Source organism: Streptomyces sp. NPDC029164 (assembly GCF_055563995.1).
Genome location: NZ_JBVHWW010000030.1, coordinates 1 through 20,674, shown reverse-complemented (window position 1 = coordinate 20,674; position 20,674 = coordinate 1). Strand labels below are relative to the sequence as shown.

Sequence of the window (20,674 nt, the reverse complement as noted above, 5' to 3'; positions counted from 1 at the left end):
GAGGAAACGATCATGAGCGCGGTGCGCGAGGGACTGCCTGAGGGCCGGTACGGCCGGTCGGCGGACGAGCGTGCGGACCGGAAGCTCAAGATCATCGGGGCCGCGCTGGGTGCTCTGTTGCTGGGTGTGGTCGGCTGGATCGGCTGGGACTACATCGCGGGGCAGAGCGTGAGCGCCGAAGTGATCAAGTTTCAGGTGATTTCGGACACCGAGGTCAAGGTGCACCTGGAGGTCCGCAAGGAGGCCTCGGTCACCGGGGTCTGCTCCCTGAGCTCCCAGGACAAGGAGCACGGCGAGGTGGGCCGTGCCGACTTCACCTTCGCCCAGCCCGAGAGCCGCGTGGACGAGGTCGTGTCCCTCAGGACGACGAGCCGTGCCACGATGATCGAGCTGGTCGGCTGCCAGCCGGCGGCTTCCGGCCGCTGAGGCTTGACGACGCGGCCGACGGGGCAATGAGCCTCTGGGGTCCTCCCTCTTTCCTTCCCGAATTGTTAGGCTCGTGGTTTCGTCCGCCGCTGGCGGCTTTGTAGTCCCCTGTACCGACGAGGAGCACCCGTGACCCAGACGAGCGAAAGCGTCACCTGGCTGACCCAGGCGGCGTACGACCAGCTGAAGGCGGAGCTGGACTACCTCTCTGGTCCCGCCCGCACGGAGATCGCCACGAAGATCGCAGCCGCCCGCGAGGAGGGCGACCTGCGCGAGAACGGTGGCTACCACGCGGCCAAGGAGGAGCAGGGCAAGCAGGAGCTCCGGGTCCGCCAGCTCACGCAGCTCCTGGAGAACGCCAAGGTCGGCACCGCGCCCGCGTCCGACGGCGTCGTCGCCCCCGGCACGCTCGTCAAGATCGCCTTCGACGGCGACGAGGACGACACGATGGAGTTCCTGCTGGCCTCCCGCGAGTACGCCTCCTCGGACTTCGAGACGTACTCCCCCCAGTCCCCGCTGGGCAGCGGTGTACTGGGCAAGGCCATCGGCGAGGACGCCGAGTACGAGCTGCCGAACGGCAAGAAGGCCTCGGTCAAGATCCTGGACGTCAAGCCGTTCACCGGCTGATCACCCTCGGTCACCTTCTGATTTTTCCGCTTCGCGCACGATGCCCGGCCGGGTTCGGTTCTCCCGGCCGGGCATCGTCGTACGCCGTCTAGCTCATCACCTTGTATCCCGCGGCGTGCAGTTTGCGCGCGACCTCCGCGCAGTGCTCCGGGCCCTTCGTCTCCAGGTGCAGCTCCACCTCCACCTCCGTGAGCCCCAGTCGCGGGTCGGTCCGTACGTGGCTCACATCCAGTACGTTCGCATCCACCCCTGACAACACCCCCAGGAGCCCGGCCAGGGCCCCGGGACGGTCGGCCACGCGCAGCCGCAGGGACAGGTACCGGCCCGCCGCCGCCATGCCGTGCCGCAGGATCCGCTGGAGCAGCAGCGGGTCGATGTTGCCGCCGGACAGGACGGCCACCACCGGTCCGCCGCCGTACAGTTCGGGCTCGCTCAGCAGGGCCGCGACCGTGCTGCAGCCGGCCGGTTCGACCACCAGCTTCGCCCGTTCCAGGCACAGCAGCAGCGCGCTGGAGAGGGCGTCCTCGGAGACCGTGCGCACGTCGTCGAGCAGCTCGCCGATGATTTTGAAGGGGATGTCGCCGGGGCGGCCGACCTTGATGCCGTCCGCCATCGTGACGGGTTCGTCGATCGAGATCGGGTGCCCCATCTTGAGCGAGGGCGGGTACGCGGCCGCGCCCGCGGCCTGCACCCCGATGATCCGCACGTCGGGCCGCAGCGCCTTCACGGCGACGGCGACCCCGGCCGCGAGACCGCCGCCGCCGATCCCGACGAGGATGGTCCGCACCTCCGGGCACTGCTCCAGGATCTCCAGGCCCACCGTGCCCTGGCCCGCGATGATGTCGCGGTGGTCGAAGGGGTGGATGAAGACCGCGCCGGTGCGGTCCGCGTAGTCCTGGGCGGCCGCGAGGGTCTCGTCGACGACCTGTCCGTGCATGCGCACCTCGGCGCCGTACTCCTGGGTCGCGGCCACCTTCGGCAGCGGCGCCCCGACCGGCATGAACACGGTGGAGCGGACCCCGAGGAGGGAGGAGGCGAGCGCCACGCCCTGCGCGTGGTTGCCGGCGCTGGCCGCGACGACGCCGGCGGCCCGCTGCTCGGGGCGCAGGCCGGCGATGCGGACGTAGGCGCCGCGGAGCTTGAAGGAGCCGGTGCGCTGGAGGTTCTCGCACTTGAGGTGCACCGGGGACCCGGTGAGTGAGGACAGGTGCCGGCTGCCTTCCATGGCGGTGACCCGGGAGACGCCGGAGAGCATCTTCTGAGCCCCCCGGACGTCGTCGAGGATGACCTGCGGGACGGGCTGGGGCACGCGGTAGTTCATGCCGCCAGTCTCGCAGCCCGCGGTCGGGGCGGCTCGGGGCGGAGGGGCGGGCTCCGGGAGGGGCGAAATCTCGCCATCCGGGACGCGGCCGGGACGGTCGCGCGGACGGGCCGTATCAGTTCTCGTACGAGGCGTACGGGCCGCCGCACGGCCGCGTACTCTGTCCCCCATCCTTGTCGGACCCACGCGAAGAGAGCCCACGGCCATGCCTTCCACCCCGGCCAATTCCGACCTGCCCGCGGCGGCCGACGCGCCCGCCGGAGGCGGTCTCCTCGACTCGCTCCAGCACCAGGTGGCGGTCTTCGCCCGCCGCGCCGAGCAGACCCGCCTGGGCGGTGTGGGTCAGGCCCGCAACTCGATGGACCGCGCCGCCTACCTGCTGCTGAACCGGCTCGACCTGGAGGGCCCGATGGGCGTCAAGGCGCTCGCCGGCGGCATGGGAATCGACTCCTCCACGGTGACCCGGCAGGTCGCGCCGCTGGTCGACAGCGGTCTGGTCAAGCGGACCTCGCACCCCGAGGACGGGCGGGCCGTGGTGCTCGCGCTGTCCCCGCGGGGGCTGGCGCGGCTGGAGGAGGTCCGCTCCTCGCGGCGCGAGCTGATGGCCCGGGTGACGGAGGGCTGGAGCGAGGACGAGCGGGAATCCTTCACCGGACTGCTGACCCGCTTCAACCTGTCGCTGTCGGAACTCATGGCGGCCGTGGCCGAAGCCGGCCCGGCCTCCTGAGCGGAGTCCGTCCGTCCTCTTGACCTGGACGGTCCCACTGCCCGCACTATGTGGACTATGCGGGTGGTTGATCAACACGCTGGCTCCTACGCGGAGTTCGAGTCCTTCGTCGCGGGCGCGGCGGGGCGGCTCCTGCATGTCGGGGTGCTGCTGACCGGCGAACCGGAGGCGGCCCGCCGGCTGCTGGCGGGCGCGCTCGCCCGTACGTACGCGAACTGGCCGCGGCTGCGCGGTGACGACCCGTACGACTTCACCCGCCAGGAGCTGTGCTCGGCCTTCGCCCGGACCGGCTGGCGCCACCAGGGGGGCACCGGCGTACTGGCGCGGCTGGGCCCGCCGGAGCGGCTCGTCCTCGTCCTGCGGCTCTACGAAGGAGTCGCGGAGGAGGTCGCGGCGGCGCAGCTGGGGCTGACGGTCGAGCGCGTACGGGTGCTGTGCAATCGGGCCGTGGCCGCGCTGAGGTCCCGGGAGGCGGCGTGAGCGGGCTCCCGGACCGGAAGGAAGCCCAGGTCAGGCAGCTGCTGGAGGGGCCGTACCCGGTGGTGCCGGCGGGGCTTGCGGCGGGGGCGGCGGCGCGGGGCGGTCGGCTGCTGCGTCGGCGGCGGGCGTTGCGGCGGTTCGGCTGGGCCGTGCTCTTCGCTGCCGCGGTGGCCTTCACCGTCTGGGCCTCCCTGACCCGCCCCTGGGTCGCCCCGCCGAGCGGCATCTCCCCACCCCTGGAGGGCTGGTAGCCCCACCCGGCTCCGCCGCCGTTCCAGCCCGGCCTGGCTTTCGGCCTCGCCGGCGTTTGAGGCGCGGGGTCTGGGGCGGAGCCCCAGGAACCCGGCTCCGCCCGGGCCGGGGTTGCCCCGGAGGGCCTGGGTTTGGCACGGCGCAGCCGGAAGGCCGGGACCCCGCCGGGGTCCGGGCGGAGCCCGGCGGGGCGGGGGGTCAGCCCAGGGCCTGGGTGAGGTCCGCGATGAGGTCGTCCGCGTTCTCGATGCCCACCGAGACGCGGATCAGGTCCGCCGGAACCTCCAGCGCCGAGCCGGCCACCGACGCGTGCGTCATGCGGCCCGGGTGCTCGATGAGGGACTCGACGCCGCCCAGGGACTCGGCCAGCGTGAAGATCTTGGTGCGGCCACAGACCGCGACGGCCTCTTCCTCGCCGCCGGCGACCTGGAAGGAGACCATGCCGCCGAAGTTGCGCATCTGCTTGGCCGCGACCTCGTGACCCGGGTGCTCGGGCAGACCCGGGTAGAGGACCTTGGTGACCTTCGGGTGCCGCTTCAGCACCTCGACGATCTTGCCCGCGTTCTCCGCGTGCCGGTCCATGCGCACGGCCAGGGTCTTGATGCCCCGCAGCACGACCCAGGAGTCGAACGGGCCGGCCACCGCGCCCATCGCGTTCTGGTGGTAGGCCAGTTCCTCGCCGAGCGCCTCGTCCGCGGTGACCAGCGCGCCGCCGACCACGTCGGAGTGGCCGCCCATGTACTTGGTCAGCGAGTGCACGACCACGTCCGCGCCCAGCGCCAGCGGCTGCTGGAGGTAGGGCGAGGCGAAGGTGTTGTCCACGACCAGCTTGGCGCCGGCCGTCCGCGCGATGTCGGCGACCACGGCGATGTCGGTGATGCCGAGCAGCGGGTTGGAGGGGGTCTCGACCCAGATGACCTTGGTCTTCGGGGTGAGTGCGGCCCGTACGGCATCGGCGTCGGAGGTGTCGGCCACCGACCACTCCACGCCCCAGCGGGAGACGACCTTCGCGAAGAGGCGGAACGTGCCGCCGTACGCGTCGTTGGGGATGACCACGTGGTCGCCCGGGGAGAGCAGCGTACGCAGCAGGCAGTCCTCCGCGGCCAGTCCGGACGCGAAGGCGAGCCCGCGCCGGCCGCCCTCCAGCGCCGCGAGGTTCTCCTCCAGCGCGGTGCGGGTCGGGTTGGCGCTGCGGCTGTACTCGTATCCGCCGCGCAGGCCGCCGACGCCGTCCTGCTTGTACGTGGAGACCTGGTAGATCGGGGGTACGACCGCGCCGGTCCGCGGGTCCGCCGTATTGCCCGCGTGGATCGCGCGGGTCTCGAAGCTCTGGTGCTCGTGGCTGTCGTCGCTCATGGTCAGATGCTATGCCCAGCCCGGGTTGGGGTCCCCTATTGGCCTGCGGCCCCCTCGGTCTGGTTCGCTGGAGGCATGGAGATTCTGTGGTTGCTGTTCGCGATGCTCATGATCGTGTTCATCGTGGGTCCGTACATCCGGCGCAGGCGCGGCGGCATCCGCCTGGTCGCGCCGGGCAGCCCTGACGCGGCGGACCCGGCGAACTACGGATTCGACCGGCAGGAAGAGCTCGACATCCGCATCCCCGGGCCCGACCAGGACCTGATGGACGCCCTCGACAACGTGCGGCGCACCGGCCAGTGGCAGGCGGCCTCGCAGCTGCTCGCCGGGACCCCGCGGGAGGGCGAGCGGCGCTGGCAGCGCGTGCAGGCCTTCGGCGGTGCGGCGGCGCTGGAGCTGGTGGCGCAGCCGGGTGTGGGCGCGCAGTGGCTGAAGGCGTGGCGGCTGGACGCGGAGCAGGACGCGGGCGGCGCGCAGGTGCACGCCGAGCTGCTGGTGCAGCAGGCGTGGCGGCACTCGGGCGGGGTCGGGTCCACCGATCACCGGATCATCCTGGAGGAGGCCCGGGAGGCGTGCCGCAGGGCCGCGCTGCAGGCTCCGGAGGATCCGGTCCCGTACATCACGGAGCTGGCGATCGCGCGCGGTCTGGCGTACCCGGAGGCGGAGTTCGACGCCCTGTGGGCGAAGGTCATCGACCGGGCGCCCGAGCACATGGGGGCGCACATCGCGGCGCTGCACTACTGGTGCGCGAAGTGGCACGGCTCGCGGGAGCAGGCGGACGCGTTCGCGCACGCGGCCGCGGCGCGCGCCCCGCAGGGCTCGCTGCTGGCGGCGCTGCCGTTGTTCTCGGTGTACGAGAACACGCCCGACATCGTCATGACCGCCTACTACGAGAGCGCGGTCGTGAGGCGGGCGGTGGAGGGCGCGCTGTACGCGGTGAACACGGCGCGTCAGGACGACCCGATGCAGGCGCACGTACGGCACCTGCTGCTGATGTTCCTGGTCCACATGGAGCGCTGGGCGGAGGCGATGGAGCAGGTGCTGCACGTGGACGGGTACGTGGGCGCGCTGCCGTGGTCGGAGTCGGAGGACCCGGCGGCGGCGTACGCGGTGTACCGGGCGCTGGCGGTGGCGGGGTACGAGGCGAACGGTGGGTCGCCGGCGACCCTCCCCCAGTAGGTCGCGAACCCGAGCCCGAGCGTCCCCACCCCCACCCCCACGGGCCGGCAGGAATCCCTGGCGAATAAAGTTGCTGTAAGTGACCACTGAGCCGCATGATGCGGCAGGCGGCGGCCTCCGACTCCCGCCACGCACTTCGCACCACTTTCATCCCGTGGGGGGATCTGTCCTAAATGGGCGCTTCACTGCGCGCCTTGCGCGCTCTCGTCCTGCTCGCCGGCTTCTATCTGCTCGGCGTCGTTCTGCTGGCCGCCCTCGTGGGCGTCGACTACGCCCTCGTCACCGGGCTGCACGGGCCGATCGTCTTCAAGCTCGTCATCGTCTCCGTCGTCCTCGCCGTCCCGATCGTGCGCGGCATGTTCATGCTGCGCACGCCCAAGGGCGAGCCGCCCGCCGGCATCACCGTCGGCGAGGCGCAGGAACCGCTGCTGTGGCAGACCGTGCGTGACATCGCGCAGCAGGTCGGCACCCGCGCGCCCGACGAGATCGTGCTGATCGACGAGGTGAACGCGGCCGTCAGCGAGGACGCCCGGCTGCTGGGCCTGCGGCCCGGCAGCCGTCGCCTCTACCTCGGCCTGCCGCTGATGACGGGCCTGGACGAGATGCAGCTGCGCGCCGTGCTCGCCCACGAGATGGGCCACTACGCCAACTTCGACACCCGCCTCACCCCGCTGATCGCCCGCGGCCGCGCCCAGCTGATCCGCACGATCGGCCACTTCCACGAGCGTGCGGACGGCAAGGTCGCCAAGGAGCGCGCGAAGCAGGAGAAGAGGGACGAGAAGCGGATCGCCAAGGGCAAGAAGGCCAAGGGCGTCGACACCACGGGCGAGGGTGCGATGTACCGCGCCATGGCCAAGATCTACATGGCCTACGGCAACTTCTACATGCGCGCCACCCGTTCGGCCTCCCGCCGTCAGGAGCTCGCCGCCGACCTCGCCTCGGTCCGGGTCGCCGGCCGGGACTCCGCCGCCTCCGCGCTGCGCGAGCTGAACGCCCTCGACTCGGCGCACGACTTCTACATGAGCTCGTACGCCACCCTCGGCGTCGGCGCCGGTCTGCTGCCCCGGCCCGGTCAGGTCTTCGGCGGGCTGCGCCGGCTGCTGGACGCCCGCTCGGCCGATCTGGACGAGCTGCGCCGGGAGCTGTCGACCGAGCCCACGTCCCCGTACGACTCCCACCCCGCGCTCGCCGAGCGCGTGGCCCGCATCGAGGCGCTGCCCGACGACGGCCGCGCCGGGCAGGCCGCCCGTCCGGCGCTGGAGCTGCTGGCCGACGCGGACGCGGCGCTGGCCGCGCTGGAGCAGGTCGTCCTGACCCCCGAGGCACTCGCGCTCAAGCGGGTCGACTGGGAGGACCTCGTCCACGAATCCATGACCCTGTACGTCGGCCAGGGCGCGGAGGACATCCGGGAGGCCTTCGCCGCCGAGGGCGCGGGCCCCGGGCTCGCCGAACTGCTCGACGCGGTCGACGCCGACCCGGCGGTGCGCTGGCGGATCACCGACCGCTTCCCGAAGTCCGAGCAGGCGGCGGCCGCGACCGGCCGCACGGCCCGCGAGTTCGCCCGCCCGGTGCTGCGGCGCTCCCTGAACCAGCTGGTCAGCGTCGAGCTGACGGCCCGCGGCGCCGCCCGCTGGCAGCTGTCCTGGTCCGAGTCGGCCGCGCTCGTCTACACGGCTGACGGGTTCGAGGAGCAGCTCGGCCCGGCCCTGGACGCGGTCGTCTCCGACCAGCCCGACACCGAATCCCTGCGAAAGCTGGTGCTTGCCCCGTGATCGGTCTCTACATCCTCGGCCTCCTGCTGGCGGCCGCCGCGTTCAAGTTCCTGCGCGGCGTCTACTTCATCCGCAAGGCGAAGCGGCTGGAAGCCGAGATCGGCACGCTGAACGCGGGTACGGAGGCCATCGAGGCCGGCCGGAAGGCCGAGAAGGCGGCGGCGGTGGTCGCGCTGGGCTTCGTCGCGGAGGCCGACCTCGACACCGAGAACCCCGCTCCGGTGCCGCCGGAGCGCACCCGCGTCCTGGAGGCCGTCCGGTCGGGCGACTGGGAGGCGGGAGCCGCCTACATCGGGGCGGCCGGACAGGACTGGCAGGAGCGCATGGAGCGGGTCCGCCCGCTGGCCGAGGCGGCCGCCGAGGACGACGCCTGGCTGCTGGCCTGGCGCGCGGCGCGGCCCGCCGACCCGACGGCGGCGCTGGTCAACGCGGACACCGCGATCATGGTGGCGTGGAACGTCCGCGGCGGCCAGTCCGGCAGCCGCACGACGCAGGAGCAGTTCCGGCTCTTCCACGACCTGCTGATCAAGGCGCAGGAGGCCGCGCACGAGGCCCAGCGCCTCGCCGACCCGGCGGACCCGACCCCGTACATCGTGGAGCAGCCCATCGGGCAGGGCCTGGGCTACTCGCACGAGCGGTACCGGGAGCTGTGGGACCAGGTCGTCAGGCGCGACCCGAAGGTGCTGTGGTCGCACGTCAGCGGCCTGCAGTACTGGTGCCGGAAGTGGCGCGGCTCGCACGAGCTGGCGCTGGCCTTCGCGCGGGAGTCGGCGGCCGTCGGCAGGCCCGGTGACCTGCTGTCCCTGCTGCCGCTGATCGCGTACTTCGAGCAGGAGACGGACGAGGAGGACCTGGCGGCCGAGACGTTCTTCAAGGAGCCGGAGATCGTCGCCGCGGTGGACGCGGCGCTCCTGGACCTGGCGGCGGCCGGGGACGACCACCCCGGGGCGGCGCGCATCCGGCACATGCTGGCGTACCTGCTGTTCTGGCAGGACCGCGACGAGCAGGCGGTCGAGCAGTTCCGCCACATCGACGGGTTCATCGGCGCCCTGCCGTGGTCGTACGCGGGAGAGCCGAAGCGGCGGTACCTGTACGCCCGCGACTGGGCCGTGGGCGTGGCCACGCCGGGCCTCTGACACGGAGGAAAAGGGGGCGGGCCGGGGAATCCCGGCCCGCCCCTTTCCGTTGTCACTGCCACAAGGAGGGAATCCATGTTCTCGTACCGCCGTACGCCCGAGCTGCCCGCCCGCGAGGAGGCCCTGACGGGCCGCGCGGAGCCGCTCTTCGCCCTGCCCGAGAAGCACACCGTGCTCGGCAATCCGCTGTCCGGCCCGTACCCCGCGCACCTTGAGGTGGCCGACTTCGGCCTGGGCTGCTTCTGGGGCGCGGAGCGCAAGTTCTGGCAGACCCCCGGGGTGTGGACCACGCTGGCCGGCTACCAGGGCGGCTTCACGGAGAATCCGACCTACGAGGAGGTCTGCTCCGGCCTGACCGGCCACACCGAGGTCGTCCGCGTGGTCTTCGACCCGTCCCAGGTCTCGTACGCGGCCCTCCTCAAGCTGTTCTGGGAGTCCCACGACCCCACCCAGGGCTTCCGCCAGGGCAACGACGTGGGCACCCAGTACCGCTCGGCGGTCTACACCCACTCCCCCGCCCAGCAGGCGACGGCGGAGGCCTCCCGAACGGCCTACCAGCAGGTCCTGGCCTCGTCGGGCTACGGCGAGATCACCACGGCCGTCCTCCCGGCGGCGGACCGCCCCTTCTGGCCCGCGGAGGCCCACCACCAGCAGTACCTGGACAAGAACCCGGGCGGCTACTGCGGCATCGGCGGCACGGGCGTCTCCTGCCCGATCGGCGTGGCCACGGCCGAGTGACCGCCCCGTGCGGTCCACCAAAGCGGCGACCGAGGTCCGGCCCTGCGCGAGCAGCTTCTCGCGGACCCGCTCCCACAGGGCGGTGCCCACGCCGCGCCGCCGTTCCTACGGCCCAGCGGTTTTCGGCCTCCGTGAAAAGACGGACGGCGGGGAACCCCGAGGGTTCCCCGCCGTCCGTCTGCCGGTTCGGCCGCGTCCGCTCGCGCGGCGTCAGGCGGCCGAGCCGGCCTTCCAGTCCGCCCAGCTCATGTTCCAGCCGTTGAGGCCGTTGTCCGGCTTGATGGTCTTGTCCGGGGAGTTGACCACGGTGACCACGTCGCCGATGAGCGAGTTGTCGTAGAACCAGGCCGCGGGCTGGTTCGGGTCACCGGCGCCCTTGGCGTCGTTCAGGCCGACACAGCCGTGGCTGGTGTTGGCGCTGCCGAAGACCGAGTCGGCTCCCCAGTAGTTGCCGTGGATGAAGGTGCCGGACGTGGACAGCCGCATGGCGTGCGGGACGTCCTTGATGTCGTACTCGCCCTTGCCCTCCTCGTTCTTGAAGCCGACGGTCGAGCCGTCCATCCGGGTCTCCTTGAACTTCTCGGAGATCACCATCTGGCCGTTGTACGTCGGGTTCTCCGGGGAGCCCGCCGAGATCGGGATGGTCTTGAGGACCGCGCCGTCCCGGGTGACCGTCATCTTCTTGGTCTTCGTGTCGACCGTGGAGACCTGGCTGCGGCCGATCTTGAAGGTGACGGTCTTGCTCTGGACGCCCTGGACGCCGGGAGCGCCCTGGACGCCCTCCAGTGCCAGCTTCAGCGTGACGGTGGAGTTCGCCTGCCAGTACTGCTCGGGGCGGAAGTCGAGGCGCTGCGGGCTGAACCAGTGGCCGACGATTTCCTGGCCGCTGCTGGAGGAGACCGAGATCCCCGCCTGGACGGCCTTCTTGTCCTTGATCGCCTTGTTGAAGGTGATCGAGACCGGCATGCCCACGCCGACGGTCTGGCCTTCCTCCGGGACGAAGGAGGCCACGAAGCTGTTCTCGGGGGAGACGGTGGTGAAGGAGGCGTTCTCGTGGGCCTCGCGGCCGTCCGCGTCCTTCGCCGTCGCCGACAGGGCGTACTTCGTGGAGCGCTTCAGGGCGGCGTCGGGCTTCCAGCTCTTGCCGTCGGCGGCGATCTTGCCGGCCACGGCCGCGCCCTCGCTGGTCTTCAGCTCGACCAGGGTGAGCGTGCCGTCACTGACGGCGACGTTGGCGGCGTCGTTGAGGCCGACGTTGGTGGCGCCGTCCTTCGGCGTGATGGTTATCTTCGCCTTCGACGCGTCCTTGGCCGCTGCCGCGTCGGCCTCCGCCTGGGACTTGCTGGCCTCGCCGTTGCCCTTCGGCTTGTCGTCGCCCCCGTCGTTGCACGCCGAGAGCATCAGTACACCGCCGAGCACGACGGATATGGCCGCCAGGGACCTTCTCCGTCGCTTGCTGTCCGTCCTCACACGTCACTCCATCGTTGCCGGATACCCCGGGGCTGCCGTCCCGGGGCGGGCCGGGCAGGGGGAATCACCCCCTGCCTCGTCCTGACAACGCGTTAACGGCGCCGGCCGGTTCCACATTCGGTGGGGATGTGGGCAACCACACGGTCAGGCGTTGTCGGGTTCCTCGTCGAACTCCCCATCTTCCTCGTCGAGGTCCCACTCCATCGACTCGGGGTCGTATTCGACGGGCTCGCTGCTCCAGGAGGCCTGCGCGAGTTCCACGCCCGGGATGCCCACGACCAGGTCGGTGGGGTCCACCAGGTAGGCGAGGGCCTCGGATTCGTCCTCGCTGACGGCGGACTCGGCGTGGCCGCGCTCCTCGTCCGGCATGAACTCGTCGGCCTCGATGTGCGCGAGCGCGGCTCCTGTGAGTGCCTGGGCGTCCGGCACCTCAAGGACCAGATCCACCCTAAGGCGGACGTAACGTGATGTCTCAGAAGGGTTCATACGACGGAGAGTAAGCCCGCGGAAGCCCTGACTTTCCCACGACCCGCCCCTTTCCGTAGCATCACCGCACACGGCCAATTCGCTGCTGCCACAAGGGGGATCGCACCGTGTCCGCACGCCGACCGCTGCTCACCGCTCTCGGAGCGACCACCCTCCTCGCCGCCCTGTGGTTCGTGCCCTCCGCGGGCGCCACCTCACCAGGGGCCGCGGAGAGCCCTTCCGGAGTGCCCGCGGGCGCGAACACCGCGGGGAGCGGAACCGGCACGGAGAGCGCCGACGCCGCGGGTCCGCAGACCCCGTCCGTCCTGCTCGCCGACACCGGTTCCGTCGACACCACCCCGTACCTGCTGGGCGGGACGCTCTGCCTCGGCGTCGGCGCCGGGTGCGTGGCCTTCTCCGTACGCCGCTCCCACTCCGCGTCCCCCTCCCGCTCCCGCTGAACGGGGCGCGCTCCCGGTGAACGGGAAGGGCCGCCCCGGGAGAGATCCCGGAGCGGCCCATCGCCGCACACCAGAGCCCGTCGTCAGGCGAGCGGGCCCGTCACCGGCTCCACCGCGGCGACGAGACCGCCCGAGCGGACGAACGCGTCGGCGGCGGCCAGGTCAGGGGCGAGGAAACGATCCGGCCCGGGACCCTGCACACCCGCCGCGCGGGCGGCCTCGATCGCGGCCCGGCTGGCCGGCGCCGCGGTGAGCCCGTGGCGCAGCTCGATGGCGCGGGTGGCCGCGTACAGCTCGATGGCGATGATCCGCGTCAGGTTGTCGACGGCGGTACGGAGCTTGCGCGCGGCCGACCAGCCCATCGAGACGTGGTCCTCCTGCATGGCGGAGGAGGGGATCGAGTCGGCGGAGGCCGGCACCGCGAGCCGCTTCATCTCGCTGACCAGGGCGGCCTGCGTGTACTGGGCGATCATCAGACCGGAGTCCACGCCGGCGTCGTCCGCGAGGAACGGCGGCAGGCCGTGCGAGCGGTTCTTGTCGAGCAGCCGGTCGGTGCGGCGCTCGGCGATGGAGCCGAGGTCGGCGGCCGCGATGGCCAGGAAGTCCAGCACGTAAGCGACCGGGGCGCCGTGGAAGTTGCCGTTGGACTCCACGCGCCCGTCGGGCAGCACCACCGGGTTGTCGACGGCGGCGGCCAGCTCGCGGGAGGCCACCAGGGCGGCGTGCGCCATGGTGTCGCGGCCCGCGCCGGCGACCTGCGGGGCGCAGCGCACGGAGTACGCGTCCTGCACGCGCGGGGCGGTCTCCTCCTGGTAGTGGCGGACGAGCCCGGAGCCCTTCAGGACGGCGGCCATGTTGGCGGCGGAGGCGGCCTGGCCGGGGTGCGGGCGGATGGCGTGCAGCTCGGGCTGGAGGACCTTCTCCGTGCCGAGCAGCGCTTCCAGGGTGAGGGCCGCGGTGATGTCGGCGGAGGTGTAGAGCTTGCCGAGGTCGGCGAGGGCCATGACGAGCATGCCGAGCATGCCGTCGGTGCCGTTGAGGAGGGCGAGGCCCTCCTTCTCGCGGAGCTCGACGGGCTCGATGCCGTGCTCGGCGAGCAGTTCGCCGGCGGGGCGGACGGTTCCGTCCGGGCCCTCGGCGTCGCCCTCGCCCATGAGCGCGAGCGCGCAGTGGGACAGCGGCGCGAGGTCGCCGGAGCAGCCGAGGGAGCCGTACTCGTGGACGACGGGGGTGATCCCGGCGTTGAGCACGTCGGCCATGGTCTGGGCGACGGAGGGACGTACGCCGGTGTGCCCGGAGGCGACGGTCTTCAGCCGGAGGAACATCAGCGCGCGGACCACCTCGCGCTCGACGCGCGGGCCCATGCCGGCGGCGTGCGAGCGGACGATGTTGCGCTGGAGCTGGGCGCGCAGCTCGGGACTGATGTGCCGGGAGGCGAGGGCACCGAATCCGGTGGACACCCCGTAGACGGGCTCGGGCTTGGCGGCGAGGGCGTCGACGATCTCGCGGGCACGGGCGAGTGCGTCGAGCGCCTCGCCGGACAGCTCGACCCGTGCGTTGCCGCGGGCGACGGCGATGACGTCCTCGGCAGTGGTCCCGGAGGTCCCGACCACAACAGTGTGCATATCCATATTCAGCACCCTACGGATTGAATCGCTCCATGTCACTAGCGGAAATTGTCACGATCGCGACCGACGAGTAACCCTTACGCTCACTGCCGCCCGCGGAACCGGCGCCGCTCCCCCGGAGCCTCCTGGGCGGCGGCGTCCGCGAGCCGGACCACCGCGGTGTCCCGCCCCGCCACCACCGGCCCCGCCGAGCGCGCGGCCTTCGCCTTGTACTGGGCGGCGTCGGCCAGCCGGAACAGCCGCCGGGAGGACTTCACCGGCCCGATCGGGTCCCCGGTGGAGGCCACCCCGCAGGCCACGCCCTCGCCCAGCTCCAGCTGCGCCGCCCGGGTGCACACCTCCTCGGTCACCCGGACCACCTCGTCGGCGCTCGGGCCGACCCCGACCAGGCAGAACTCGTCGCCGCCCAGCCGCGCCACCAGCGCACCGGGCAGCATGGCCCCGCACAGGCTGAGCACCGACCCGAACCGCTCCAGCAGCCGGTCCCCCATGGCGTGGCCCAGGGTGTCGTTGACCTTCTTCAGCCCGTTCAGGTCACACACGACGAGACTGACCACCACCCCGGTCCGGCGGTGCTCCTCCAGGGCCTCGTCGAGCCGCATGTCGACCGCCCGCCGGTTCGCGAGCCCGGTCAGCGGATCGGTGAAGGCCAGGCGCCGGGCCTCCTCCAGCCGCTCGTTCTGCGCGAGGCCGGCCGCGATCACGGCGGCGAGCACGGTGGCGAACTCGGCGTCGTCCCCGTCGAAGTCGGGCAGCCCCTCGTCCCGGGCCACGTACAGCTCGCCCCAGGCCCGCCCGCTGAGCACGACGGGCGCGACCACACAGGTACCGCGGCCGCGGTGGCGCAGGGCCTGCCCGCGCCGCCCCGGCCGGTCGCCCACGGCGCTCTCGACCCAGGCGTGCGGTCCGCCGCCGCCGACCCACCGTTCGTGGAGGAACTCGGTGATCTCGGGGAAGTCGTGCACGGGGTAGGACTCGTCCTCGGGGAACTCCTCCTCCCCCGCCCGCCGCTCGCCCTCGTTCACGAGCACGCGCAGGCGCCCCCGCTCCCGCTCCCACGCGGAGATCGCGGCGAACGAGCCGTCCAGCGCCGTGCGCGCCCCCCGCGCCGCCGCCCGCACACTGTCCCGCGGCGCGCAGGCCGCGGCCATCGCCTGCGCGAGGCTCACCACGGCCCGCAGCCGCCCGTCGACTCCCATCACCCCAGGTTAGGGAGTTTTGTCCGATTTGGTACGCGTGACGCCGCTGCGGAGACACCGCCCGGGACCCGCCGGACGAGCGGCGGACATCCAGGCGGGGAGGGGCGACGGGGAGGGCTACTCCCCCGGCCAGTTCGGCTTGCGCTTCTCGTTGAACGCCGCCACGCCCTCCGCCCGGTCCCCGGAGAAGGCCACCGTCCGCCAGGCCGCGTCCTCGATCTCCAGACCGGCCGCCAGGTCCATCCCGTGCCCCAGCCGCAGCGCCCGCTTGGCCGCCCGCAGACCCACCGGGGAGTTCGCCGCCATCCGGGACGCCAGGGCCAGCGCCTCGGCCCTGTCCTGCCCCGCCGGCACCACCGAGTCCACCAGCCCCAGCGACAGCGCCTCGGCCGCCTCCACCCGGCGCGCCGTGAAGATCAGCTCGGCCGCCCGCGCCGCACCCACCCGGCGCGGCAGCAGCTGCGTACCGCCGCCGCCCGGGATCACGCCCACCGACACCTCGGGCAGCCCGACCACCGCGGTCTCGTCGGCCACGATCACGTCGCAGGCCAGGGCCAGCTCGAAGCCGCCGCCCAGCGCGAAACCGTGCACGGCCGCGACCGTCGGCACCGGAAGCTCCAGCACGCCCCCGTACGCCCCCCGCGTGGTCGGCCGCTGCCGCACCAGCTCGGCGTCCGACAGCGAGTTCCGCTCCTTGAGGTCCGCCCCGACGCAGAAGGCCCGCTCCGCGGTCGAGGACAGCACCACCACCCGCACCGACGGGTCCGCCGCGAGCGCCGCGCAGGCGGCGCCGATCGAGCGGGCCATCTCCGTCGACACCGCGTTCATCGCCTTGGGGCGGTCCATCGCCAGCTCCGCGACGTGCCCGTCGCCCTCCCGACGTACCGCGACGAACTCTCCGAAGCGCTGCTCAGACATGCCTGCGACCCTCCCGGTTAACGAGCGTTATCGCCGCACTCTAGTGCGCGGGGAGGCCACCGGGTCAAGGCTGCGCGGTTCGGGGGCACGGCCGCGCGATTCCGGGGCACGGCTGCGCCCCGGCCCGTGGGCAGGAGGGTTCGGGGTGGCGCGCCCGTACGGGGCCCGCAGGCGCGTCAGGCGGGGTTCTTGGGCTTCCTGCGGGTCAGCGACCAGGGCTCCACGACACCGAGCCCGCGCACCGGGCGCTGCCACATCGGCTGGAGGGCGAACCGGTAGGACACCTCGTCGGGCGAGGCCTCCGCCTCCTTCTCCGACACCGGCGCGGCCCCGGTCCGGGAGAGCTCCTCGGCCATCGCCCCGTCCACCAGCACCGCGTCCTTGGGGGCTATGGACGTCAGCCGGCTCGCCAGGTTCACCGTCGTCCCGAAGACGTCGCCCATCCGGGTCGTCACCGTGCCGAAGGCGATCCCGACCCGCAGCTCGGGCATCTGCGCGTCGAGCTCCATCGTCTCGATCAGCCGCAGGGCGATCTCCGCCGCCGTCGCCGCGTCGTCGGCGCAGTACAGCACCTCGTCGCCGAGCGTCTTGATCAGCCGGCCGCCGTGCGCGGCCACCAGGTCCGCCGCGGTCGTCTCGAAGGACTCGACCAGCTCGCCGAGCTCCTCCTCCTCCAGCCGCCGCGTGAGGCGGGTGAAGCCCACCAGGTCGGCGAAGCCCACCGCGAGCCGCCGGTCGACCATCTCGTCGTCGTCCGCGACCTGCACCACGCGCCCGGTGGCGGCCGCCAGCTGCCGCCGCCACACGTAGACGAGGAACTCCTCCAGCTCGGGCAGGAGCAGCTCCACCAGGGGGTACGTGACCTCCGTACGGGTCATCCCCGGCTCCGGCGGCTCCGTCAGCCCTTCCAGGAAGGAGTCGATCTGCCATTCCGCCAGCCGCGCCGTGGTCTGCCCGGTGGACCGGGCCACCTGCACCGCCATCGGCTCGGACAGCAGCCCGGCCTCCACCAGACCGGCGAGCCGGCGCAGGGCCAGTACGTCGGCCTCGGTCAGCGCCTTGGCCTGCCCGATGTCGGCGAAGCCCATGGCCCGCCAGAAACGGGAGGCGAGCTCCATGGACACACCGGCGCTCCGGGCGGCCTGGAACGGCGTGTACCGGCGCTCGGCCCCGAGGATCAGCTGCTCCAGCCGGATGGCGAGGGGATCCGCCGTGGGCTGGGCCGTGTGGTCGACCTCGTGGTGCGGGGTGTGCTGGTCACGGCCGATCGGGGTGACCGGCCCGGACGAGGAGCCGCCGGCGCCGTGGGACGCGCTGGACGTAGAGTCGTCGACGGTCAAGGGCCGCCTCCTGTCCATTCCGTGCGCACTGCCCTGCGAACCGGTTGATCACCACGAGCACCGGGATCGCCTAAACCATACGGCAGGTGTGCCGTAGCTCACTCCCCCTCCCCTTTCGTGCGACGCGGTCCGCCTCCGGCGGGCCCGGGCGGGCCATGAGGCCGTACCCGCCCGAAGTGCCGGTTCCACACTTTTCTCCGCGCGTCCGGCCTCATTCCCACCGTGCCCCGTCAGTGCACGGAGCGCAGGTGGACGACGTCTCCCGCCCCCACCGCCTCGTGCTGTCCCTCGGCCGTACGGATCACCAGCCGGCCATCGGTGTCGACGGCTTCGGCCGTTCCGGTGAGGGTGCGGCCGCCGGGCAGCTCCGCGCGGACGTGGCGGCCGAGGGTGGCGCAGCCCGCGGCGTAGGTCTCCTGGAGGCCGCTGGCGGCGGGGTCGCCACCGGCCGCGCGCCAGTTCCCGTACCACTCCTCCAGGGACCGCAGGACGGCCCTCAGCAGCGGGTCCCGGTCGGTGACGGCGGCCTTGGCCAGCAGGAGCGAGCCCGCGGCCGGTACGGGCAGCTCGTCCTCGGTGAGGCTGACGTTGAGCCCGATCCCGACGACCACCCCGTCGGCGACTCGCTCGGCGAGGATCCCGCCGGTCTTGCGCTCCTCGCCGTCCACGCCGACCAGCAGGTCGTTGGGCCATTTGAGGGCGGTGTCCACGCCCGCCGCGCGGGACAGCCCGGTCGCGGTGCCCACCCCGGCCAGCAGGGTCAGCCACCCCCACCGCTCCTGCGGCACCGCGTCGCCCGGCTTGAACAGGACGGAGAAGAACAGCCCGGACCGGGCCGGCGCGACCCAGCTCCGGTCCAGCCGACCGCGCCCGGCGCTCTGCTCCTCGGCGACGAGCACGGCCCCCTCGGGCAGCTCGGGCGCCCGGGCGGCGAGGTCGGTATTGGTGGAACCGGTGGTGGCGACCACCTCCAGGGAGGTCCACAGCCCTCCCCCGGTCACGAGGGCCCGCCGCAGCCCCTCGGCGTTCAGCGGCGGCCGCTCCAGGCTCGACCAACGACCGGCGGAAGCTCCTGCTGATGCATCTGATGGCGTCATGCAACCCACAGTAGGTGTGTCAAACGCCGCACTGCCGAGCGCCATGCCCGCCGATACGCTACGCACCAGTAGCGAGCAGTAGTCAATCAATTGACCAGGCAGTTGACACCATGCAGGGAGCCGCGACCCCGATGTCACATCCGTCAGAGCCGATCGACATGCACACCACCGCGGGCAAGATCGCGGATCTGCAGCGCCGCATCGACGAAGCCACCCACGCCGGATCCGCCCGTGCCGTGGAGAAGCAGCACGCCAAGGGCAAGCTGACGGCGCGTGAGCGGGTTGCCCTGCTGCTGGACGAGGGATCCTTCGTCGAGCTTGACGAGTTCGCCCGGCACCGCTCCACCAACTTCGGGCTGGAGAAGACCCGCCCCTACGGCGACGGCGTCGTCACCGGCTACGGCACGGTGGACGGCCGTCCGGTGGCCGTGTTCTCGCAGGACTTCACCGTCTTCGGCGGGGCCCTGGGCGAGACCTACGGCCAGAAGATCATGAAGGTCATGGACTTCGCGCTGAAGACGGGCTGCCCCCTCGTCGGCATCAACGACTCCGGCGGCGCCCGCATCCAGGAGGGCGTCAGCGCGCTGGGCATGTACGGGGAGATCTTCCGCCGCAACGTCCACGCGTCCGGCGTGATCCCGCAGATCAGCCTGATCGTCGGACCCTGCGCCGGCGGCGCCGTGTACTCCCCCGCCATCACCGACTTCACGGTCATGGTCGACCAGACCTCGCACATGTTCATCACCGGCCCGGACGTCATCAAGACGGTCACCGGCGAGGACGTCGGCTTCGAGGAGCTGGGCGGGGCGCGCACCCACAACAGCACGTCCGGCGTGGCCCACCACATGGCGGGCGACGAGAAGGACGCCATCGAGTACGTGAAGTCGCTGCTCGCGTACCTGCCGTCGAACAACCTCTCCGAGCCGCCCGCCTTCCCGGAGGAGGCGGACACCGAGGTCTCCGACCTCGACCGCGAGCTCGACGCGCTGATCCCGGACAGCGCGAACCAGCCGTACGACATGCACACCGTGATCGAGCACGTGCTGGACGACGGCGAGTTCCTGGAGACGCAGGCGCTCTTCGCGCCGAACATCCTGACCGGCTTCGGCCGGGTCGAGGGCCACCCGGTGGGAATCGTCGCCAACCAGCCGATGCAGTTCGCCGGCTGCCTGGACATCAACGCCTCCGAGAAGGCGGCACGGTTCGTCCGGACCTGCGACGCCTTCAACGTCCCGGTGCTGACCTTCGTGGACGTGCCGGGCTTCCTGCCGGGCACCGACCAGGAGTACAACGGAATCATCCGGCGCGGCGCCAAGCTGATCTACGCGTACGCCGAGGCCACCGTTCCGCTGATCACCGTCATCACCCGCAAGGCCTTCGGCGGCGCGTACGACGTCATGGGCTCCAAGCACCTCGGCGCGGACCTGAACCTGGCCTGGCCGACCGCGCAGATCGCCGTCATGGGCGCGCAGGGCGCGGTGAACATCCTGCACCGCCGGACCATCGCGGAGGCGGACAATGTGGAGGAGACCCGGGCACGGCTCATCGCCGAGTACGAGGACGCGCTGCTGAACCCGTACACGGCCGCCGAGCGCGGTTACATCGACGCGGTGACCATGCCGTCCGAGACCCGGGCGCACGTGGTGAAGGGGCTGCGGCAGCTGCGCACCAAGCGGGAGTCCCTGCCGCCGAAGAAGCACGGCAACATTCCCCTCTAGCCCCTCCAGGAGGTCTCTGTGGTGATCAAGGTCGTCAAGGGCAATCCGACCCCGGAGGAGCTGGCCGCCGCACTGGCGGTGGTCCAGGCGCGCGCGGCGGTGCTGGCCTCGGCACCGTCGGGCGCCCCGCCGGTCGCGGACGAGTGGTCGACGCCGTCGCGGGTGGCACGGCGCCGGCTGCCGCGTCCCGGGCCGCGCGCGTGGGGCCGTACCTACTGGCCCGGCTAGCCGAAGATGATGCGAACCGGTGGGGGGGGGGGGGGGAGGGGGTGCCTCCCCCCCCCCCCTCCCCCCACCCTCACAGGAGCATAGTCCCCCCTCGGCCCACCCACACAACACCCCCCAAACAGAACCAGGAAGCCCC

General features: G+C 72.3%; 21 protein-coding genes. 12 read left to right on the top strand and 9 right to left on the bottom strand.

What is annotated here, in order from left to right:
- Positions 1–12: 12 nt before the first annotated feature.
- Together ACZ4VT_RS26615 and greA are read left to right on the top strand one after the other, a co-directional pair.
- The gene (locus tag ACZ4VT_RS26615) at positions 13–426 is read left to right on the top strand and encodes a DUF4307 domain-containing protein (RefSeq protein WP_467953285.1); all 414 of its coding nucleotides are present in this window, start codon (positions 13–15) and stop codon (positions 424–426) included.
- A gap of 129 nt (positions 427–555) precedes the next feature.
- Positions 556–1,053: a transcription elongation factor GreA gene (gene greA, locus ACZ4VT_RS26610; RefSeq protein ID WP_030009952.1), complete on the top strand. Its 498-nt coding sequence runs from the start codon at positions 556–558 to the stop codon at positions 1,051–1,053.
- 88 nt (positions 1,054–1,141) lie between these two features.
- Here greA and ilvA read toward each other — a convergent pair whose 3' ends face one another.
- Positions 1,142–2,374 carry a threonine ammonia-lyase gene (ilvA, locus tag ACZ4VT_RS26605; protein WP_467953283.1) on the bottom strand — a complete coding sequence of 411 codons (1,233 nt, stop codon included), beginning with the start codon at positions 2,372–2,374 and terminating at the stop codon, positions 1,142–1,144.
- Between the two features lie 205 nt (positions 2,375–2,579).
- Here ilvA and ACZ4VT_RS26600 point away from each other — a divergent pair, with 205 nt between their 5' ends.
- The 3 genes from ACZ4VT_RS26600 to ACZ4VT_RS26590 are packed head-to-tail and all read left to right on the top strand — an operon-like array spanning position 2,580 to position 3,832.
- The gene (locus ACZ4VT_RS26600; RefSeq protein WP_051837216.1) at positions 2,580–3,101 is read left to right on the top strand and encodes a MarR family winged helix-turn-helix transcriptional regulator; all 522 of its coding nucleotides are present in this window, start codon (positions 2,580–2,582) and stop codon (positions 3,099–3,101) included.
- 57 nt (positions 3,102–3,158) lie between these two features.
- On the top strand, positions 3,159–3,581 hold the full coding sequence (locus ACZ4VT_RS26595; RefSeq protein ID WP_467953281.1) for a sigma factor-like helix-turn-helix DNA-binding protein: 423 nt from the start codon (positions 3,159–3,161) through the stop codon (positions 3,579–3,581).
- On the top strand, positions 3,578–3,832 hold the full coding sequence (locus ACZ4VT_RS26590; RefSeq protein ID WP_467953279.1) for a hypothetical protein: 255 nt from the start codon (positions 3,578–3,580) through the stop codon (positions 3,830–3,832). Before ACZ4VT_RS26595 ends, ACZ4VT_RS26590 begins: the two co-directional genes overlap by 4 nt.
- Positions 3,833–4,031: 199 nt before the next feature.
- Here the strand turns inward: ACZ4VT_RS26590 and ACZ4VT_RS26585 are convergent, their stop codons facing one another.
- A complete protein-coding gene (locus ACZ4VT_RS26585; protein WP_467953277.1) occupies positions 4,032–5,189 on the bottom strand; it encodes a cystathionine gamma-synthase in 1,158 nt (385 codons plus the stop codon).
- 75 nt (positions 5,190–5,264) lie between these two features.
- On the opposite strand from ACZ4VT_RS26585, the gene ACZ4VT_RS26580 reads away from it, so the two are divergent.
- From ACZ4VT_RS26580 to msrA, 4 genes are all read left to right on the top strand, one after another.
- Positions 5,265–6,368 (top strand): hypothetical protein, encoded by a 1,104-nt coding sequence (locus ACZ4VT_RS26580; protein ID WP_467953275.1) that lies wholly within the window; start codon positions 5,265–5,267, stop codon positions 6,366–6,368.
- Positions 6,369–6,541: 173 nt separating this feature from the next.
- The gene (locus ACZ4VT_RS26575) at positions 6,542–8,140 is read left to right on the top strand and encodes a M48 family metallopeptidase (RefSeq protein WP_467953274.1); all 1,599 of its coding nucleotides are present in this window, start codon (positions 6,542–6,544) and stop codon (positions 8,138–8,140) included.
- Positions 8,137–9,276, top strand: a complete 1,140-nt coding sequence (locus tag ACZ4VT_RS26570) for a hypothetical protein (protein WP_467953273.1) — start codon at positions 8,137–8,139, stop codon at positions 9,274–9,276. The genes ACZ4VT_RS26575 and ACZ4VT_RS26570 overlap by 4 nt, the downstream gene beginning before the upstream one ends.
- Positions 9,277–9,351: 75 nt before the next feature.
- A complete protein-coding gene (gene msrA, locus ACZ4VT_RS26565; protein ID WP_467953272.1) occupies positions 9,352–10,014 on the top strand; it encodes a peptide-methionine (S)-S-oxide reductase MsrA in 663 nt (220 codons plus the stop codon).
- Between the two features lie 210 nt (positions 10,015–10,224).
- Here the strand turns inward: msrA and ACZ4VT_RS26560 are convergent, their stop codons facing one another.
- Both ACZ4VT_RS26560 and ACZ4VT_RS26555 read right to left on the bottom strand, forming a co-directional pair.
- Positions 10,225–11,484, bottom strand: coding sequence for a L,D-transpeptidase (locus ACZ4VT_RS26560; protein WP_467953271.1), 1,260 nt, complete (start codon positions 11,482–11,484; stop codon positions 10,225–10,227).
- A gap of 144 nt (positions 11,485–11,628) precedes the next feature.
- Positions 11,629–11,931: a hypothetical protein gene (locus ACZ4VT_RS26555; protein WP_467953269.1), complete on the bottom strand. Its 303-nt coding sequence runs from the start codon at positions 11,929–11,931 to the stop codon at positions 11,629–11,631.
- 146 nt (positions 11,932–12,077) lie between these two features.
- Here ACZ4VT_RS26555 and ACZ4VT_RS26550 point away from each other — a divergent pair, with 146 nt between their 5' ends.
- The gene (locus ACZ4VT_RS26550; protein WP_467953268.1) at positions 12,078–12,410 is read left to right on the top strand and encodes a hypothetical protein; all 333 of its coding nucleotides are present in this window, start codon (positions 12,078–12,080) and stop codon (positions 12,408–12,410) included.
- An 83-nt stretch (positions 12,411–12,493) separates the two neighbouring features.
- Here ACZ4VT_RS26550 and hutH read toward each other — a convergent pair whose 3' ends face one another.
- The 5 genes from hutH to ACZ4VT_RS26525 form a co-directional block, all read right to left on the bottom strand.
- Positions 12,494–14,035, bottom strand: coding sequence for a histidine ammonia-lyase (gene hutH / locus ACZ4VT_RS26545; RefSeq protein WP_467953267.1), 1,542 nt, complete (start codon positions 14,033–14,035; stop codon positions 12,494–12,496).
- An 86-nt stretch (positions 14,036–14,121) separates the two neighbouring features.
- On the bottom strand, positions 14,122–15,237 hold the full coding sequence (locus tag ACZ4VT_RS26540; protein ID WP_467953266.1) for a GGDEF domain-containing protein: 1,116 nt from the start codon (positions 15,235–15,237) through the stop codon (positions 14,122–14,124).
- 117 nt (positions 15,238–15,354) lie between these two features.
- Positions 15,355–16,155 (bottom strand): enoyl-CoA hydratase/isomerase family protein, encoded by an 801-nt coding sequence (locus ACZ4VT_RS26535; protein WP_351297775.1) that lies wholly within the window; start codon positions 16,153–16,155, stop codon positions 15,355–15,357.
- Between the two features lie 176 nt (positions 16,156–16,331).
- Positions 16,332–17,495, bottom strand: coding sequence for an adenylate/guanylate cyclase domain-containing protein (locus ACZ4VT_RS26530; RefSeq protein WP_384350711.1), 1,164 nt, complete (start codon positions 17,493–17,495; stop codon positions 16,332–16,334).
- Between the two features lie 230 nt (positions 17,496–17,725).
- Positions 17,726–18,592, bottom strand: coding sequence for a biotin--[acetyl-CoA-carboxylase] ligase (locus tag ACZ4VT_RS26525; protein ID WP_467953264.1), 867 nt, complete (start codon positions 18,590–18,592; stop codon positions 17,726–17,728).
- A gap of 131 nt (positions 18,593–18,723) precedes the next feature.
- Between ACZ4VT_RS26525 and ACZ4VT_RS26520 the strand changes: the two genes are divergently transcribed.
- On the top strand, positions 18,724–20,310 hold the full coding sequence (locus ACZ4VT_RS26520) for an acyl-CoA carboxylase subunit beta (RefSeq protein ID WP_362800364.1): 1,587 nt from the start codon (positions 18,724–18,726) through the stop codon (positions 20,308–20,310).
- An 18-nt stretch (positions 20,311–20,328) separates the two neighbouring features.
- Positions 20,329–20,538, top strand: a complete 210-nt coding sequence (locus tag ACZ4VT_RS26515; protein WP_030714248.1) for an acyl-CoA carboxylase epsilon subunit — start codon at positions 20,329–20,331, stop codon at positions 20,536–20,538.
- Positions 20,539–20,674: the final 136 nt, after the last annotated feature.